15 protein-coding genes are annotated in these 16444 nt (G+C 69.7%); 7 read left to right on the top strand and 8 right to left on the bottom strand.

Going from position 1 to position 16444, the window contains the following annotated elements:
* Positions 1 to 34 precede the first annotated feature (34 nt).
* The 4 genes from ACQPZP_RS31830 to ACQPZP_RS31815 all read right to left on the bottom strand — a co-directional run bounded on the left by ACQPZP_RS31830 (position 35) and on the right by ACQPZP_RS31815 (position 3600).
* Complete coding sequence (locus ACQPZP_RS31830) at positions 35 to 1573, bottom strand: hypothetical protein (protein ID WP_433479707.1); 1539 nt, start codon at positions 1571 to 1573, stop codon at positions 35 to 37.
* Positions 1574 to 1761: 188 nt separating this feature from the next.
* On the bottom strand, positions 1762 to 2010 hold the full coding sequence (locus tag ACQPZP_RS31825) for a hypothetical protein (RefSeq protein ID WP_433463061.1): 249 nt from the start codon (positions 2008 to 2010) through the stop codon (positions 1762 to 1764).
* Between the two features lie 140 nt (positions 2011 to 2150).
* A complete protein-coding gene (locus tag ACQPZP_RS31820; RefSeq protein ID WP_433473400.1) occupies positions 2151 to 2909 on the bottom strand; it encodes a cytochrome b/b6 domain-containing protein in 759 nt (252 codons plus the stop codon).
* Positions 2896 to 3600: a molybdopterin-dependent oxidoreductase gene (locus tag ACQPZP_RS31815; protein WP_433473399.1), complete on the bottom strand. Its 705-nt coding sequence runs from the start codon at positions 3598 to 3600 to the stop codon at positions 2896 to 2898. The genes ACQPZP_RS31820 and ACQPZP_RS31815 overlap by 14 nt, the downstream gene beginning before the upstream one ends.
* Before the next feature lie 95 nt (positions 3601 to 3695).
* On the opposite strand from ACQPZP_RS31815, the gene ACQPZP_RS31810 reads away from it, so the two are divergent.
* The 3 genes from ACQPZP_RS31810 to ACQPZP_RS31800 all read left to right on the top strand — a co-directional run bounded on the left by ACQPZP_RS31810 (position 3696) and on the right by ACQPZP_RS31800 (position 8657).
* Positions 3696 to 4277 carry an HhH-GPD-type base excision DNA repair protein gene (locus ACQPZP_RS31810; protein ID WP_433473398.1) on the top strand — a complete coding sequence of 194 codons (582 nt, stop codon included), beginning with the start codon at positions 3696 to 3698 and terminating at the stop codon, positions 4275 to 4277.
* A 395-nt stretch (positions 4278 to 4672) separates the two neighbouring features.
* Positions 4673 to 6754 carry a SpoIIE family protein phosphatase gene (locus ACQPZP_RS31805; protein ID WP_433479706.1) on the top strand — a complete coding sequence of 694 codons (2082 nt, stop codon included), beginning with the start codon at positions 4673 to 4675 and terminating at the stop codon, positions 6752 to 6754.
* Positions 6755 to 7007: 253 nt separating this feature from the next.
* Positions 7008 to 8657 carry an RNA polymerase sigma factor gene (locus ACQPZP_RS31800; protein ID WP_433473397.1) on the top strand — a complete coding sequence of 550 codons (1650 nt, stop codon included), beginning with the start codon at positions 7008 to 7010 and terminating at the stop codon, positions 8655 to 8657.
* An 83-nt stretch (positions 8658 to 8740) separates the two neighbouring features.
* Here the strand turns inward: ACQPZP_RS31800 and ACQPZP_RS31795 are convergent, their stop codons facing one another.
* Complete coding sequence (locus ACQPZP_RS31795; protein ID WP_433473396.1) at positions 8741 to 9484, bottom strand: YaaA family protein; 744 nt, start codon at positions 9482 to 9484, stop codon at positions 8741 to 8743.
* Positions 9485 to 9507: 23 nt separating this feature from the next.
* On the opposite strand from ACQPZP_RS31795, the gene ACQPZP_RS31790 reads away from it, so the two are divergent.
* The gene (locus ACQPZP_RS31790) at positions 9508 to 10233 is read left to right on the top strand and encodes a GNAT family N-acetyltransferase (protein ID WP_433473395.1); all 726 of its coding nucleotides are present in this window, start codon (positions 9508 to 9510) and stop codon (positions 10231 to 10233) included.
* 184 nt (positions 10234 to 10417) lie between these two features.
* Here ACQPZP_RS31790 and ACQPZP_RS31785 read toward each other — a convergent pair whose 3' ends face one another.
* The 3 genes from ACQPZP_RS31785 to ACQPZP_RS31775 form a co-directional block, all read right to left on the bottom strand.
* The gene (locus tag ACQPZP_RS31785) at positions 10418 to 10648 is read right to left on the bottom strand and encodes a DUF7455 domain-containing protein (protein ID WP_433473394.1); all 231 of its coding nucleotides are present in this window, start codon (positions 10646 to 10648) and stop codon (positions 10418 to 10420) included.
* 119 nt (positions 10649 to 10767) lie between these two features.
* Positions 10768 to 11841, bottom strand: a complete 1074-nt coding sequence (locus tag ACQPZP_RS31780; RefSeq protein ID WP_433473393.1) for an ABC transporter permease — start codon at positions 11839 to 11841, stop codon at positions 10768 to 10770.
* Positions 11838 to 12740 (bottom strand): ABC transporter ATP-binding protein, encoded by a 903-nt coding sequence (locus ACQPZP_RS31775; protein WP_433473392.1) that lies wholly within the window; start codon positions 12738 to 12740, stop codon positions 11838 to 11840. The genes ACQPZP_RS31780 and ACQPZP_RS31775 overlap by 4 nt, the downstream gene beginning before the upstream one ends.
* A 211-nt stretch (positions 12741 to 12951) precedes the next feature.
* Between ACQPZP_RS31775 and ACQPZP_RS31770 the strand changes: the two genes are divergently transcribed.
* The 3 genes from ACQPZP_RS31770 (at position 12952) to ACQPZP_RS31760 (ending at position 16438) form a co-directional block, all read left to right on the top strand.
* A complete protein-coding gene (locus tag ACQPZP_RS31770) occupies positions 12952 to 15042 on the top strand; it encodes a DNA gyrase/topoisomerase IV subunit B (RefSeq protein WP_433473391.1) in 2091 nt (696 codons plus the stop codon).
* Positions 15043 to 15128: 86 nt separating this feature from the next.
* Positions 15129 to 15314 carry a hypothetical protein gene (locus ACQPZP_RS31765; RefSeq protein ID WP_433473390.1) on the top strand — a complete coding sequence of 62 codons (186 nt, stop codon included), beginning with the start codon at positions 15129 to 15131 and terminating at the stop codon, positions 15312 to 15314.
* The gene (locus tag ACQPZP_RS31760; protein ID WP_433473389.1) at positions 15311 to 16438 is read left to right on the top strand and encodes a sensor histidine kinase; all 1128 of its coding nucleotides are present in this window, start codon (positions 15311 to 15313) and stop codon (positions 16436 to 16438) included. Before ACQPZP_RS31765 ends, ACQPZP_RS31760 begins: the two co-directional genes overlap by 4 nt.
* The last annotated feature ends 6 nt before the right edge of the window (positions 16439 to 16444 follow it).

Below are 16444 nucleotides of genomic sequence, written 5' to 3'. Positions count from 1 at the left end.
TTGTCGCCGGGAGCGCCGCGCGCAAACCGGGAGTTCACTCGGGCGGTGGTTCGTGACGAAGCACACGCAGGGCCTCTCGGAGCGCCTCCGGATCGTCCCCGGAACGGTTGAGGACGTCGATGATTTTGTGCAGGATCTCGTGCCGTTCATAGCCGACGTCCAGCAGGGATTGGGCGGTGTCCCACAGCTGCGGGGGGTCGCCGTTCCACAGCCTCTCCGCGAGGCGTTCGTGCGCGTCAAGGTGCTCTTCGCCGGCGCCCGGGTGCTCGAATTCCAGGATGACGCGGCGGTCGCCGGGGTCGGAGGGATCGAGCGTCGACAGGTTCACGAAGCCGTGCCGTCCCGAGCGCCTGTGCGTGCCCGACAGGAACGGCAGGGCGAACGCGCGCCGGGGCAGGGCCTCCAGGTCGCCGTCGGGTAGCAGGCGGTCGACCAGTTCACGGTCGAGGCCGAATGCGGACGGGTCCCGATAGGCCTCGGCGAACTTCGCGGTGGCGTCCCAGAGGGCGTCGAGCGTCGCCCTGACGCCCTCTTCGGGCAGCCCCGTGCGCTTGCCGGCCCATCGCACCCATGCGGCCAGGACGTGGGGGACCGCCTCTTGTTCCGATGGGGAGAGGAGGACCTTTCGCGGCAGCCAGTCGAGGAGGAACATCTCGCACTTGATCGGGCTGACCCGCAACGGCCGGCCGAAGTCGTGGGCGCAGCCGTAGTCGATGATCCGGTCCACGCAGCGGCTCGCGGCGGACAGGTCCGACAGCTCCTCCGCCTCGTCCGAGGCGAGGAACCGGGCCGCGATCGTGGCGCGCCTGTCGCGCCCGTACACCGGCGGCTGGGGCAGCCGCCCACCAGGCGGAAGGATGTCCACACGCGCTCGGACGAACGCGTGGTAAGAGCCGAAGTTCTCGTTCACCGGCGGGTCGTCGGTGTCGTCGGTGAGATCGAGGGCGCTCTGCAGCAAGGCTTTTGTATCGCGCGGGTCGAGGGTCTCGAATCGCATCAGCGGGTTGTCCCGGCCCTCCCGGCGGCAGTGGTCGAGCAGCTTGTCGACCCGGGAGGAGACCCACGCGTCCCTGACCATCCCGCTCGCCGGAGGCCGTCCCGCACGTACGGCGGGGGCGAAGGGGCCGCCGGACGGCTGGACGGCCCCGGCCTTGTTGCGATCGACCAGGATGACGAGGGCATGCCTTTCGGTGCCGCCGTAGGTGTAGGTGCACACGATGGAGTCCTGGTCGCCGTAGACGTCCCTCGAGGCGAAGCACGCCTCCGGTTCGACCATTCCCACCCGGTCGGCCCACCCCGGCCGGGCGACACCCTCGCTCATCAGCTCCAGTGCCGCGCGTTCGGCCTTGGCCGCCTGGCGCGGGGTGCCCATGTAGGCGATGCCGGTGAGCAGCGCCAGCGCGGCCGGAGTACCGGCGGCCGCGGCGTAGTCGACCAGGGCCTCGCCAATGACCTCTTCCACGTCACCGTCAGGTATGCGCTGCCCCCACCAGGAGCCGAGGATTTCGCTGACGATGAGTTCAGCGTCCAAGGGGCTGCGGACGGCGAGCAGTTCGCGGGCGTGCCTGAGCATGCCGTCGAAAATCGCCGAGACCTCGTCCGGGGGTTTGGGTCCGTCCCGGGCCGGGTCCCCGGAGGAGCGGCTGCGGCTGCGGGGACTCACCCTTCCACCCTCTCAGATCCGGCGCGGACGGTGTCCAGGACACGGCCGAAGACCGGAATGGGTCGCCGCCACGTCACATGGACCGGGTGACCGGCTGCTCAGCCGTCGACCCCACCTGCGGGGGTCCGCCCAGAGGGCGGCTTCGACTTCAGGATTCCGGTGAGATGCTCACGCGCCATCCGCTCGACCCTCGCCGGCGTCGCTTCCAGGCCCAGGTGGGCCATGCACGCCTGGACGTCGGCCACGCACCGGTGCACCGCGTCCGAGGGGAAGGTCGCGAACTCGCCGCAAAGGCGACGTGCGAGCTCGTCGCGGATCTCGTTCCGGTGATCGGCCAGTGCAGGCATCTGCGTACACCTCCGCGCACGGGGTTCCGGCGGGCGGGGACGCCGCCGGCGTGAGACGGAGCGGCGCGGACCGACCCTGGTATGGGAACTCCGCGAGAACCCCGCCTCGATGTCCCATTCCAGCGCTTTTGCCGGGAGAGTCAAGACATACCCGGACGTCGTTTCGCAAATTCTGGGCCGCGTCCGCCCGCGGCGTCGCCTGGATCGTCGTCCACCGCACTGACCTGCGCATCCTGCCGGTCGCCCGGTGATTTTCCACCGGCGTCCCGTGACCTGCTCATGGTGTCGGCCCAGCGCGCGTGGTGCCGGGCGGCCCAGTCGGCGTCCACCCGCCCGGTCAGCATCCCGGTGAGCGCCCCGCGGTCCCGCGACGCCTCCCACAGATGCCCTGCCGTCACCACCACGATGATGAGGAAGAGCCAGTCGTGGACGAACGTGGCGCCGGTTCGCCACCGATCGCCCCACGGCCCGGGGAAGGTCATGATCTCGCCGGTGCCGAGCATGATGAGGATCGCGCCCGCCGTGAACGCGGCGTTCAGTTTCTGTCCCGCGTTGAACTTGCCCACCGGCAGGATTCCGCGTCCGTCCCGCACGGCCCTGCGGTCGCTGCGCCTGAGCCACTCCCAGTCCCATATGACGAACCTGTTCAGCCGGCGGAGGTCGGCCCTGAACGCCCGGGACAGGAGCCCAAGGAGGATCGGCACGGGCAATGCGAACCCGCACCACACATGGACGGTCTTGACCATCTCCCTGCGGCCCACCAGCGTCGACAGCATCGGCAGATACAACAGCGCCGCCGTCAGCAGGCAGACCAGCATCAGCAGCGCGGTGACATGGTGGATCGACCGTTCGGCGCGGGTGAACCGCACGAGCCACCTCGACGCGTCACGTCGGTTCATCGCTGCGCCCGTTCGACCGTCCCACCCAGGCGTCCACGTCGTACCCCAGGTCCTCCCAGTAGCCGGGTCTCACCCTGTCGGTCAGCTCGATGCCGCCGAGCCACTTCAGCGACTTGTAGCCGTACATCGGCGCCACGTACAGCCGCGTCGGCCCGCCGTGATCGTGTGTGACCGGTTTGCCGTCCATCTGGGTCGCCACGAGGACGTCCCGGCGTCGCGCCTGGTCCAGCGTCAGCGACTCCGTATAGAGGCCGTCGAACGACGTGAACCGCACGGCCCGCGCCTTGGGCGACACTCCGACCGCGTCGAGCAGATCGGGCAGCGCCACGCCGACCCACCGCACGTCCGGTACGCGCCAGCCCGTGACGCACTGGAAGTCCCTGTCGAGCACCGTCTGCGGAAGCCGCGCCAGATCGGCCATGCCGAACGACTGGGGCTTGTCGACAAGGCCGGAAACGGTCACGCGGTGGGTTGCGGCGCTATGCCGCTTCACGCCGGGGGTGACGGAGTAGTACCGGAACCCTCCGGCGGCCGGCAGGACGTCCCCGATCGGTCCCACCGGTGCCAGGGTCCGGCTCACCTTGTCCTGAATGGACGCCCCCACGGCGACCCCCGCCACGCCGAGGCCGAGCATCCCGAGGACGACCCGCCGTCCGACCGGACTGCCTTCCGCTCGTTCCTCCTCGTTCACCTCTCCATTCGAGCACTGCCGCCGACCGCCCGCCAGGTCTCCGGGAGCCTCCGTAAGACTTCTGACACATCCCGACCCCGCCCTAAGCTGAGCCCATGGCCACGAAGGTTCATCTCGCACAGCGTCCCGAAGCCGATGAGCTGCTCGGACGCAGCCCGCTGGCCGCCCTGGTGGGCATGCTGCTCGACCAGCAGATCCCGATGGAATGGGCGTTCTCCGGCCCGTACACCATCGCCCAGCGGCTCGGTTCCGACGACCTGGACGCCCACGAGATCGCCGCCCAGGATCCGGAACGGTTCGCGGCGCTCCTGTCGGAGAAGCCCGCCGTCCACCGGTATCCCGGTTCGATGGCCAAGCGCGTGCAGCAGCTGTGCCAGTACCTCGTGGAGCACTACGACGGGGACGCCGAACAGGTGTGGAAGGGCGTGGACAGCGGCAAGGAACTGTTCAAGCGACTGAACGGCCTCCCAGGCTTCGGCAAGCAGAAGGCGCAGATCTTCTTGGCGCTGCTGGGGAAGCAGTACGGGATTCAGCCGGAAGGCTGGCGCCAGGCCGCAGGCGTGTACGGCGAGGAGGGATCGCACCGGTCCGTCGCCGACATCACCGGTCCCGACTCGCTCGCCAAGGTGCGTGCCTTCAAGCAGGAGATGAAGGCCGCCGCAAAAGCCGCGAAGTAGAACCCGGCCTGCGAAGAAGATGACGACGGCCGGAACTCGCCGAACCGGCCGAGTTGACGCCCCGTGACGCCCCGGCGCCGTAACATCTCCTACTCGCCGTCCGGGCGGGGCGCCCTGGCGTCCTTCTGGGACGGTGTCCGAATCCGACGAGTTCGTCCGGGGCCGAAGGGACAAGGATGTTCAGCAGGGCTTCCGTACGCGGCGAACGATCGGGATGATGAGTACCTGACTCCGACCGGTGTTGTGATGGAGGCGGGAGCGCTAACCTGCTCCCATTCACTCATAGTGATGAAAACTTGCCGCGCGGTACGGGACCCTCTGGGGCGGAGGTGTTGTCCTTGAGCACCGATACGTCCGTCCCGCATCCCCGCGTCTCAGGGGTGGAGGGGCAGCCCATGGATGCGTCCGACGCCGCACTGTACGCGACCTTGCTGAAAGAAGCCCCCGGCGGGCTCGCGTTCTATGACCGTGAGCTGCACTGCCGCAGGGCCAACGACGCGCTGGCGGCGCTGCTGGGCGTGTCCGTGGGCGACCTGCACCAGCGCAGGCCGTCCGAGGTGCTGCCGGAGGGCGTGGCGGCGGCGTTCGAGACGGCGCTGCGGAAGGTGATCGCCGAGGACCGGCCGGTGAGCGACCTCGACCTGGTCGTTCCGGCGGGCGGTCCGCAGGGAACGTCCGGAGAGGCCTCCGGCGTGGCCACGGCGGTCGAGGAGCGCATCCTGGCGTGCACCTGGCTGCCCGCCAAGGGCGGCGACGGCGAGCGCCTCGGCGTCGTCCTGACGGCCTTGGACGTGACGGAGCGTCGCCGGGCCGAGGAGGTCATCCGCCGCAAGGAGCAGCGCTACCGCTCGCTCGTGGAGGCCAGCGCCCAGGTGGTGTGGGTCGCCGCCCCGGCCGGCGGCGTGATCGACGACGCGCCCGAGTGGCGCGCCATCACCGGGCAGACGCCCGACGACTACGCGGCCGGCGGCTGGCTGTCGGTGGTGCACCCGGAGGACCGCCCCCGCATCGAGGCGGCCTGGCGCGACTGCGTCGAGGACAACCGGGTCTTCGAGACCAACTACCGCATCCGCACCAAGAGCGGCACCTACCGGCACTTCGACGTCAGGGCCGTGCCCATCTGGCAGGGCGACGCCGTGATCGAGTGGGTCGGCGCCAACACCGACGTCACCGGCCAGCGCGAGGCCGAGGAGATGCGGGGCCGGCTGACCGAGCAGCTGTCGGCGGCGGCACTGCGCACGGCGCGCCTCCAGCAGGCCACCTCCATGCTCGCCGAGGCCCTCACGGTCTCCCAGGTCGTCCAGGTCATCACCGAGGTGGGACGGTCCGCCATAGGCGCCGACTACTCCGCGGTGGCGCTGCTGGACGACGACAAGCTGCGGCTCAGCATCGTGGCTCCGTCCCAGCCGGGGGCGGAGAGCGAGACGGCGCCGCCGTCCCGCGACGGCATCAAGGTGAGCGACCAGACCGTGATGTCGGTGGCGGTGCGCGAGAGCCGGCCCTTCCTGGCCGAGCACCCCGACAGCCTGCGCCTGCAGCTCGGCCACGGAGAACGGGACCTGTTCGCCCAGCACACCGAGGAGCGTGCCTGGGTGGGTCTTCCGCTGCTCGCGGCGGGCGCCCCGATAGGCGCCCTCCGTTTCTCGTTCACCCGGCCCAGGGAGATCACCGAGGAGGAACGGGTCTTCCTGGAGGCGCTCGCCGGCCAGTGCGCGCTGGCCGTGGAGCGGGCGCTGCTGTTCGAGCGCGAGCACAAGACCGCCGAGGAGCTCCAGAGGAGCCTCCTGCCGAGCGATCTTCCGCAGCTCCCAGGGATGGTCCTCGCCGCCCGCTACAACCCCGCGACACGCCACGTCCAGGTGGGCGGCGACTGGTACGACGTCTTCCGGCTCCCCGACAAGCGACTCGCCGTGGCCGTGGGCGACGTCATGGGCAAGGGCGTCCTCGCCGCGGCCGGAATGGGACGCGTCCGCAACGCCCTGCGCGCCCTCGCGCTGAACGACCCGCGTCCCGCCGCCGTCCTGGCCGGGCTCGACCGGCTGTTCAGCGCGACCGAGGACGAGGAGCAGTTCACCACCGTCGCCTACGTGGTGATCGACCCGGAGACCGGGCACGGGGAGTTCAGCAACGCGGGCCACCCGCCACCCCTTCTGATCTCGCCTGACGCGCCCGCGCGCGTGAGCACGCGGGAGCCGGGGACGCCGCTCGGCTGGCCGAGTCAGAGACAGCAGACAAGTTTTTCCATCGAGACCGGCAACACTGTGGTGTTCTATTCCGATGGACTTGTGGAGAACCGTAGGCGTGGGGTGGACGCCGGGCTGGAGGAGCTTGTCGCCGTGGCAGCGGACGCCCCACCTGAAGTGGTAGGAGATCCAGAGAGACTCGTCGACTTCCTGGTCGATCGGATGCTTGCCGGGTATGAGCAGGTAGACGATGTGACCGTGCTTGCCCTGCACGTCCCGCCCAAGCCCGTGTGAAGCCCGCCGAAGACGGCGCGAAGACGGTGGAGCACGTTCGAAGGACCGTCCCGCGCCCTCTAAGGTGGAGTGTTACCGGGTAGGACTTCAAGGCGGAATGCGCAGCAGTGCCAGAATGCTTGACCCAGAGAGAGCGGGTACGCTGCGGTCCCGCACCGGGAGGTCCGCTCCGTGTGTGGTCCCACCCAGTGTGAGGCCGGGCCCGTCAGGGCACTTGGGTCAACCAAGCCACACGTTCGTTCGAGAGGTATTTGTGTCGCCTGCTAGCTCGACCTCGAAAGCGTCAGATCTGCACGATCACGTCATCGCGCAACTGATCGAGCGTGGACGGTCCCAGGGTTACCTCGAAGCCGACGACGTACGACGTACGTTCGAGGAGGCCGACATCCCCGTGTCGAAGGCCTCCAGCATTCTGCGGAGCCTCAGCAAGGAGGGTGTGACCGTCATGGTGAGCGCTGCCGACTCCGCGGCGCCCAAGCGTCCGCCGCGCAAGCGCGCGACGCAGCCGGCTCGCAGGCCCAAGACCGCCGCCGCCGCCAAGGAGCAGCCCGACACGGTGACCGCCGTCGTCGGCGACGACGCGCCGGAGGAGGCCGTCGCCGAGCCCCGCCCGGCGGCGCCCAAGCCCGGGCCGCCGAAGAAGGCCGCCGCCAAAGGCGCGGCCGCCAAGGGCAAGAAGGCCGCGCCCGCCAAGAAGGGCGCCGCGCAGGCCGCCAAGCCCGCACCGGCCAAGAAGGGCGACGACCCTGAGGTCGACGACGAGGTCGAGGTCGACCTCGAAGAGGATCTGACCGACCTCGACGTCGAGCTTGAGGACGACGCGGCCGCCGAGGTGGAGGAGCCCGAGGCCGAGGAGGAGGCCTCGCCCGCGCCCGCGGCGAAGGCCGCCGCCGCCCCCGGCGCCAAGCCGGACACCCCGAACGAGGAAGAGGGGTTCACCCTCGGCGATGACGACGAGGACGCGCCCGCACAGCAGATCGCGGCCGCCGGCGCCACCGCCGACCCCGTCAAGGACTACCTCAAGCAGATCGGCAAGGTTCCGCTGCTGAACGCCGAGCAGGAGGTGGAGCTCGCCAAGCGGATCGAGGCCGGCCTCTTCGCCGAGGAGCGCCTCGCCGTCTCCGGCCCCGCGATGTCCGAGGAAGACCTCGAGGACTTCGAGTGGATCGCCGAGGACGGCCGCCGCGCGAAGAACCACCTCCTGGAGGCCAACCTCCGCCTGGTGGTCTCGCTGGCCAAGCGCTACACGGGCCGCGGCATGCTCTTCCTGGACCTGATCCAGGAGGGCAACCTGGGCCTGATCCGCGCGGTCGAGAAGTTCGACTACACCAAGGGCTACAAGTTCTCCACGTACGCCACCTGGTGGATCCGGCAGGCGATCACCCGCGCGATGGCCGACCAGGCCCGCACCATCCGCATCCCGGTGCACATGGTCGAGGTCATCAACAAGCTGGCGCGCGTGCAGCGGCAGATGCTCCAGGACCTGGGGCGCGAGCCCACCCCGGAGGAGCTGGCCAAGGAGCTCGACATGACCCCGGAGAAGGTCGTCGAGGTCCAGAAGTACGGGCGCGAGCCCATCTCGCTGCACACGCCCCTGGGCGAGGACGGCGACAGCGAGTTCGGCGACCTCATCGAGGACTCCGAGGCCATCGTCCCGGCCGACGCGGTCAGCTTCACGCTGCTGCAGGAGCAGCTCCACTCCGTCCTGGACACGCTCAGCGAGCGTGAGGCCGGCGTGGTGTCGATGCGGTTCGGCCTCACCGACGGCCAGCCGAAGACGCTGGACGAGATCGGCAAGGTGTACGGGGTGACCCGGGAGCGCATCCGGCAGATCGAGTCCAAGACCATGTCGAAGCTGCGTCACCCGTCCCGTTCCCAGGTGCTGCGCGACTACCTGGACTGATCGCACACTGATCGCTCGACAGCAGGGCCCCGCCGGGTGCGGGGCCCTGCTTCGTGTCGTCGGGGGTTTGTCGTCGTGGGACGTCAGTCGTGCAGGACGACGTCGAGGTTCGCGCCGTTGAGTTCGGCGGTGTGGCCGAGGTCGGCGACGGCCTTCAGGAGTTCGTCGGGGGTGCGCGGCGAGGCGCCCGACTTGAGCAGGTCGTGGGCGATCCGCCCTCGGGTGGCCTTGGCCATGTGGCTGACGACGGTGCGCTTGGGCACGCCCCCGGTGAGCCGTTCGCGGAACACCCGCACGGCGACGGCCGGCCCGGGCGCCTTCCACGCGGACGCGTACGGTCCGGAGCGCATGTCGACGATCAGATCGCCGTCCAGGCTGAGGGCTTCGCGCATCACCGGGCGCCACAGCGCTCCCAGACGTCCCTCAGACGGCAGTGCCACCGCCATGGCCAGCCGATATGGCGGGACGTGGTCGGTGAGCCTCAGCGCGCCCCACAGGCCGGAGAAGATGATGATCTGTTCGGCGGCGGCGTCCGCGTCCAGGTCGGCGAGATCGAGGTTGTCGTAGAGGACTCCGGTGTAGAGCCGCGCCGCCGGCAGCGTCGGCGCGTCGTGCAAAGCCTTGTTGCGGGCCAGGGCCTCCTCGGTCTGCCCTGGAGGCAGGCCGAGCACCTCTGGCGCGTCCTCCCGCCGGCACACTTCGGCCAAGGCCGCGAGGACGCGCTCCCGCGCCGGCGTGAGGCCGGGAAAGCTCAGGGAGGTCAGGTCGAGGGGCGGACCGTCCCCGTCGGTAGCCTTCTTCTCCGACGGCGGCAGCAGGATGTGCACGATTCCCCCGAAAGCGGTGACTGATGACGCGGTTCCCAGAGTTCGGCCGGCTCGTCGCCGAGGCGTGGCCCGCGCCGTCCGGCCAGGATATGGGCGGATGGCTGCTGCGCCATGCCGACGGTGTCACCAAGCGGGCCAACTCGGTCCTGCCTCTGGGAGATCCAGGGGACGTGGAAGCCGCCGTCGACAGCGCGGAGCGCTTCTACACCGAACTGGGGTTGCCGACCGTGTTCTCCATGGACGCCGGCGCGAGACCCGACGGGCTCGACGGATTCCTGGAGAGGCGCGGCTACGAACTGGTCGATCCGACGCTCTGCATGGTCACGGACCTGGCGGGCACCTACACGCGAGACGGCGTGGAGATCGAGGAGACTCCGTCCAGGGAGTGGCTCGACCTCTGGTGGTCGGTGGACGGCCGCTACGACCATCAGCTCCCGATGGCGGAGAAGATCCTCACCGGTGTACCGGCGGGCTACGCGTCGCTGGACGGCGTCGCGGTCGGCCGTGGCGTGCCCCAAGGGGAGTGGCTCGGCGTCTACGCGATGGCCGTCGCGCCGGAAGCGCGCAGGCGGGGCCTGGGTCGGCGCGTGCTGCGGACGCTTCTCGGCTGGGGACGCGATCAGGGATGCGAACGGGCGTACCTGGTCGTCGTCGAACGGAACGCCGCGGCCCGGGCCATGTACGAGGCGGAGGGCTTCGCCGGGGCCGGCGCCTATCACTATCGAGTGAAGAATGTCACGGCCGGGTGAGAACTCTGTGGATCAAGTGATCCGCATCACCTGAGGGTCCGATATTCGCTACGTTATGCGATCACATAATTACACTGCGAAGTCATGTCCAATTGGCTCTGGAGAGGGCCGAACGGGCGGAAATGCGAACGGCGGCCACCGTCGCCGGTGACCGCCGTTCGCGGGGCTCGTGCTATTTGGAGGGCTACCGCTCGTCTTCCTGTGCAGTGGCCGGGGTTTCGTTGAGCCGGTCGGTCTCGTCCTGAATGTCGGCCCCGTTGGCTCGCAGCGCCTCCGCGTACTTGCGCCCGTGGTGGGCACAGAACAGAAGGTCGCCGCCGCCTACAAGGACTGCACGGACGTAGGCCTGGGCGCCGCAGCGGTCGCATCGGTCGGCGACGGTCAGCGGCTTGGTTGGGGCAAGGGCTCCAGTCACGGCACCTTCCTCATGCTCGGGGTCGGTACTTAGGACAACATCTAACCCGACGCTGGCGTTCCCAACCTGGTTCTTCGTACGCCCACAGCAGAATGGCCCAATAAGTGACCGAGGTCACATTAGGCGGAGTCCCATCGGAACAGGCGCACGGCGATCAGCGCACCGACGACCGCGACGCCCAGCAGAACGCCGATTTGGGGCAGCGCGGAGGACGGCCCGAGCCCGCGGCCCATCACATTGAGCATGCCCTCGTTGAGATACCGGAGCGGGAAGATGTACGACAGCGTCTTCATCCAGCCCGGTGACGCGTCCAGCGGGAAGAACGAGCCGCCCAGGAACGCCATCGGCAGCACCACCAGCTGCGTCACCGCCTGGGCCGTCTCCTGCGTCTTGGCCCACGCGCCGATCATCATCCCGATCGACAGGAAGGCGAGCACCCCCGCGATCACCATCGGGATCGCCATCCACCAGGCGCCGCTGAGCTGAAGCCCGAACACCGGCAGTTGCGCCACCAGCACGAACAGCGCGAACTGGACGAGCGCTATGGCGAGGCTCACCGCGACGCGCGCCGCGAACACGGTGGGGATCGGCGCAGGGGAGAGCTGGAGGCGGCGCAGGATGCCCTTGGTCCGCCACGTCACCAGCGTCTGGGAGGCCCCGAAGACCCCCGCCGACGCCAGTGCCCAGCCCAGCAGGCTCGGCGTGAAGAACTGGATGGCCTTGAGCGAGTCGTCCTCCACCTGCTGGTTGGACACCTGGTAGGCGGGTGGCTTGCCGGTGGCCGCGACGTTCGCCGACTCGACGATCGAGTTCATCAGCCCCCGCACGGTCCCCGACTTGACCTGGTCGGCCGCCGAGTAGTGGACGACCAGCCGGTTGCCGTGCTGTTCGACGACCGCGTCCGCGTCGCCCTTCTCCACCTTGCGCAGGGCGTCGGCGCGATCGGACGTCTTCTCGACCTCCATGACCTTGCCGAGCTGGTCGGATCCGCCGGCCACGGCCTGATCGATGATCGACGCCTGGCCGACCTCCAGGACCTTCACCTTGGACGTCGTCTGGTGACCGAAGATCCCGCCGAAGATGACCAGGAACATCAACGGGAAGAGCACGGTGAAGAACAGCGCCGTGCGGTCGCGCCGGAAGCCCAGGAACATCGCCCTGGAAAGGCTCTTGAAGCTCTCGTAGGTGCTCATGCCCTGTACTCCCGTCCGGTGAGCTCCAGAAAGACGTCCTCAAGGGTGGCGCCTCGGATCTGGACGCCGTCCAGGGCGTCCTTGGCGGCCATGGCCGCGACCACCGCGGACGGGTCGCGGGTCGTGATGGTCAGGGAGACGCCGTCGTCGTCGGCCTCGTCCGCGCCCGGCAGGAGACGCGCGTCCGGCACGGCCAGGACGCCGCTGGCCACGCTGATGCGGGCCGGTGCGTCCAAGCCGCGCACCAGGACGGCCGGCGGGCCGAGCTTGAGGATCTTGCCCGAGTCCATGATGGCGACGCGGTCGCAGAGGCTCTCCGCCTCGTCCATGTAGTGCGTGGTCAGGACGATGGTGCGGCCCTCCGTGTTGATCGACCGCAGCACGTCCCACAGGTTGCGGCGGGCCTGCGGGTCGAGCGCGGCGGTGGGCTCGTCCAGGAACACGAGCTCCGGGTCGTGCACGAGCGCGCACGCGATGGAGAGCCGTTGCGCCTGTCCGCCCGACAGCTTCTCCACCCGGACGTCCGCCTTGTCGTCCAGCCCGACCAGCTCAAGCATCGCGTCGGCCTTCTTCGCCGGTACGCCGTAGAGGGAGCCGAACGTCCGCAGCTGCTCGCGCGCGGTCAGCCGCTCGAAGAAGGACGACGCCTGCAACTGGACGCCGATCCGCGGCAGCAGCTTCGGGTTGCGCGGCCACGGCGGCAGCCCGAGGACCGACAGGTCTCCCCCGTCGGGCTCGCGCAGCCCCTCGATGATCTCCAGCGTCGTCGTCTTGCCGGCCCCGTTCGGGCCGAGGATGCCGAAGAACTCGCCTTCCTCGACCGCGAACGTGACCCCGTCCACCGCCCGGACGTCCCCGTACCGCTTCTGGAGGCCGGTGACCTCGATCGTTTGCGCCATGCAAAGGACATTAGGGACGGCCGCCTTCATCGCACACCCACCTAAAGGTGGACGTCCGGGTCTAGAAGTCGAAGTCCGGGTAGCCTGGCGAACCGTCCGGGCCCGCCGCGCGGACGTGCGGAACGTCGGCGGCGGCGAGCCTTTCGGTGGATTGTCGGCGTCCGGGGGTACCCTTCTGCCGACCGTCCTACCCCCGAGGAGCACACGCACGTTGACCGCCGCGACCGCCGAAGCGCCAACCGATGACCCGCACGGCTACTCCGCCCGGCACCTCTCGGTGCTGGAGGGGCTGGAGGCCGTGCGCAAGCGACCCGGGATGTACGTCGGGTCGACCGACAGCCGGGGCCTCGCACACTGCCTGTGGGAGATCGTCGACAACTGCGTCGACGAGGCCCTCGCCGGCTACTGCACCCACATCAGCGTGACGCTGCACGCCGACGGGTCCTTCGAGGTGGGCGACAACGGCCGGGGCATCCCGGTCGACCTGGAGCCCAAGACGGGCCTGCCCGGCATCGAGCTGGTCATGACGCGGCTGCACGCGGGCGGCAAGTTCGGCGGGGTGTCCTACACGGCGTCCGGCGGCCTGCACGGCGTCGGCGCGTCCGTGGTCAACGCCCTGTCCGCGCGGCTCGACGTGGAGGTCGACCGCGACGGCCACACCCACGCGATCAGCTTCCGGCGCGGCCTTCCCGGGGAGTTCGCCGACGAGGGGCGCCCCAACGCACGGTTCAAGAAGAAGTCGGGCCTCCGGCAGACCCGCAAGGTCGCCAAGAAGGTCACCGGTACCCGTGTCCGCTTCTGGCCCGACCTGCAGATCTTCCTGAAGGACGCCACGGTCGACCAGGCCCTCGTCCTCGACCGGATGCGGCAGACCGCGTTCCTCATCCCCGGCCTCGCCATCGACGTCCGCGACGAGCGCGGCGAGGAGATCGTCGACGAGACGTTCCGGTTCGACGGCGGCATCGGCGAGTTCTGCACCTACCTCGCCAAGGACGCGCCGCTCGTCGACGTGCTCCGGCTCCGGGGGCGCGGCCACTTCACCGAGACCGTCCCCGTCCTGGACGACCAGGGCCACCTGACGCCGACCGACGTGGAACGCGACCTCGAAGTCGACATCGCGCTGCGCTGGGGCGGCGGCTACGACACGATCACCAAGTCGTTCGTCAACGTGATCGCCACCCCGAAGGGCGGCACCCACGTGCGCGGCTTCGACCGCGCCGTCCTGAAGGTGGTCAACGAGCAGCTCCGCGCCACCAAGCTGCTGAAGAACGGCGACGAGGACGTCATCAAGGAGGACGTCCTGGAGGGCCTCACCGCCGTGGTGACGGTCCGCCTGCCCGAGCCGCAGTTCGAGGGCCAGACCAAGGAGGTCCTCGGCACCTCCGCCGCCACCCGGATCGTCTCCCAGGTGGTGATGCGCGAGCTGCGCGCGATCTTCGAGAACCCGTCGCGCGGGCAGAAGCAGCCGCTCCGGGCGGTGCTGGAGAAGGTCGTGGGCGCGGCCAAGACCCGCATCGCCGCCCGCACGCAGCGCGACAACCAGCGCCGCAAGAACGCCCTGGAGAACTCCGCCCTCCCGGCCAAGCTCGTCGACTGCCGCACCGCCGACGACCGCAGCGAGCTGTTCATCGTCGAGGGCGACTCGGCGCTCGGCACCGCCAAGCTCGCCCGCAACTCCGAGTTCCAGGCGCTGCTGCCGATCCGCGGCAAGATCCTCAACGTGCAGAAGGCGTCCGTCGCCGACATGCTGAAGAACGCCGAGTGCGCCGCGATCATCCAGGTGCTCGGCGCCGGCTCGGGCCGCACGTTCGACATCGACGCCGCCCGGTACGGCCGCGTGGTGATCCTCGCCGACGCCGACGTCGACGGCGCCCACATCCGGACCCTCCTCCTCACCCTCTTCCACCGGTACATGCGCCCGATGCTGGAGGCCGGGCGGATCTTCTCCGCCGTCCCGCCGCTGCACCGGATCGAGCTGATCAAGCCGAAGAAGGGGCAGGAAAAGTACATCTACACCTACTCCGACGCCGAGCTGCGGCAGCGGCTCGTCGAGCTGGAGCGCAAGGGCCAGCGCTGGAAGGAGCCGATCCAGCGCTACAAGGGCCTCGGTGAGATGGACGCCGACCAGCTGGCCGAGACGACCCTCGACCCCCGGCACCGGGTGCTCCGGCGCGTCCGCATCGAGGACGCCGAGGAGGCGGCGAAGGTGTTCGACCTGCTGATGGGCAGCGACGTCGCCCCGCGCCGGGCGTTCCTCACCGCCGGCGCCACCGAGCTGGACATGGAGCGCATCGACACCTGAGCCGGGCGTCCACCCTGCGGTGGAGAACGGGAAGTCCAGCCGGGCGCCGATCCGCGAGAGGGCCGCCGATCCCTAGCGTCGACGGCATGAACACGCTGGACGACGTCCTCATCGCCCTCGCCGTGCTCGCGCTGGTGCTGTACCGGCAGCTGCGGTCGAGTCCCCCCGACGAGCGGCGGATGTACACCGTCCCGCTGCTCGTCCAGAACCTCGTCGTCGGGCTGCGCGTGAGGAGGCTCGGCACGGCCGGACCGGTTAGCGTCGTACCGTGAAGACCACCGGGGAACGGATCACCCGCGTTCTCGTCATCGGCACCCTTCTCACCTGGGCCCTCGTCGCCTACGTCCGCGGCCTGCTGAAAGAGGATCCGGCGCCCGCCCTGCACGGCACGGGACTGGCCCTTCTCGTGCTCAACGTGGTCATGTTCGCCCTGCTGGGAACCGGAATCTGTGTCGGGCGCGGCCAAGCCTCGCCCTACCGGAAGCTGGGCATCGTCCTTCTTCTTCTGTCGCTGGTGCCGGCGATGGCGTTGTACGCGATCGCGCCGCACGCCGGCGGCGGGTTCTTCTTCTGCATGGCCGGTCTGTGGGTGCTGATGTCGCGGCTGCCGCTGCGCCTGGGAATCACCGTGAGCGTCGTGACCGTCGTCGTGATCGGCGGGCTGGGGGAGGGGTTCCGGTCCGGCGGCGCCGATCTCGGCCTGATGTCGGCGTTCGCGGGCCTCACGCTGGGCGCCGTGGCCAGCCGCCAGGGCGCGGCCGCGCAAGAGGCGACCCGCCGGGCGGAGGCCGCCAACGCGGTGCTCGCCGAGCGGTCGCACCTCGCACGGGAGATCCACGACATCCTGGCCCATTCGCTGTCGGCGCAGATCGTCCATCTGGAAGGAGCACGCCTGCTGCTGGCACGCGACGGTGACCGCGTCCAGGCCCTGGACCGGGTAGAGCGCGCGCGGAACCTCGCCCGCTCCGGCTTGGAGGAGACACGGCGGGCCCTCGCCACGCTTCGCGGGGAGGTGCCCGAGCCCAAGGAGGTCATCCAGGAGCTTGCCGACGAGTTCTACTCCAGTACCGGCCGCCCTTGCGATGTGCAGGTGACCGGTGTGCCCCGGGAGCTACCGCCTCAGGCCGGGCTCGCGGTCGTCCGCACCGCGCAGGAGGCCCTCACAAACATCCGCAAACATGCACCTGGCGCGCGGGCACAGGTCACCCTGCGATACCTCACCGGCGGGGTCGAACTAGAAGTGACCGATACCGGCGGAACGGAGACCGCCGTGGAGCTGGGCGGCGGCGGGTACGGCCTCGTCGGGATGCGAGAGCGCGCCGAGCTGATCGATGGCACGCTTGTCACCGGACCGGACGGCAAGGGATTTCGGGTGTCCCTCAGAGTGCCGGCCTGAACGGGA

The organism is Spirillospora sp. CA-142024, from assembly GCF_050942325.1.
Classification (GTDB): domain Bacteria; phylum Actinomycetota; class Actinomycetes; order Streptosporangiales; family Streptosporangiaceae; genus Spirillospora.
Note: the sequence above shows the minus strand (reverse complement) of the source record. Positions and strands in the feature narration are given on the sequence as shown.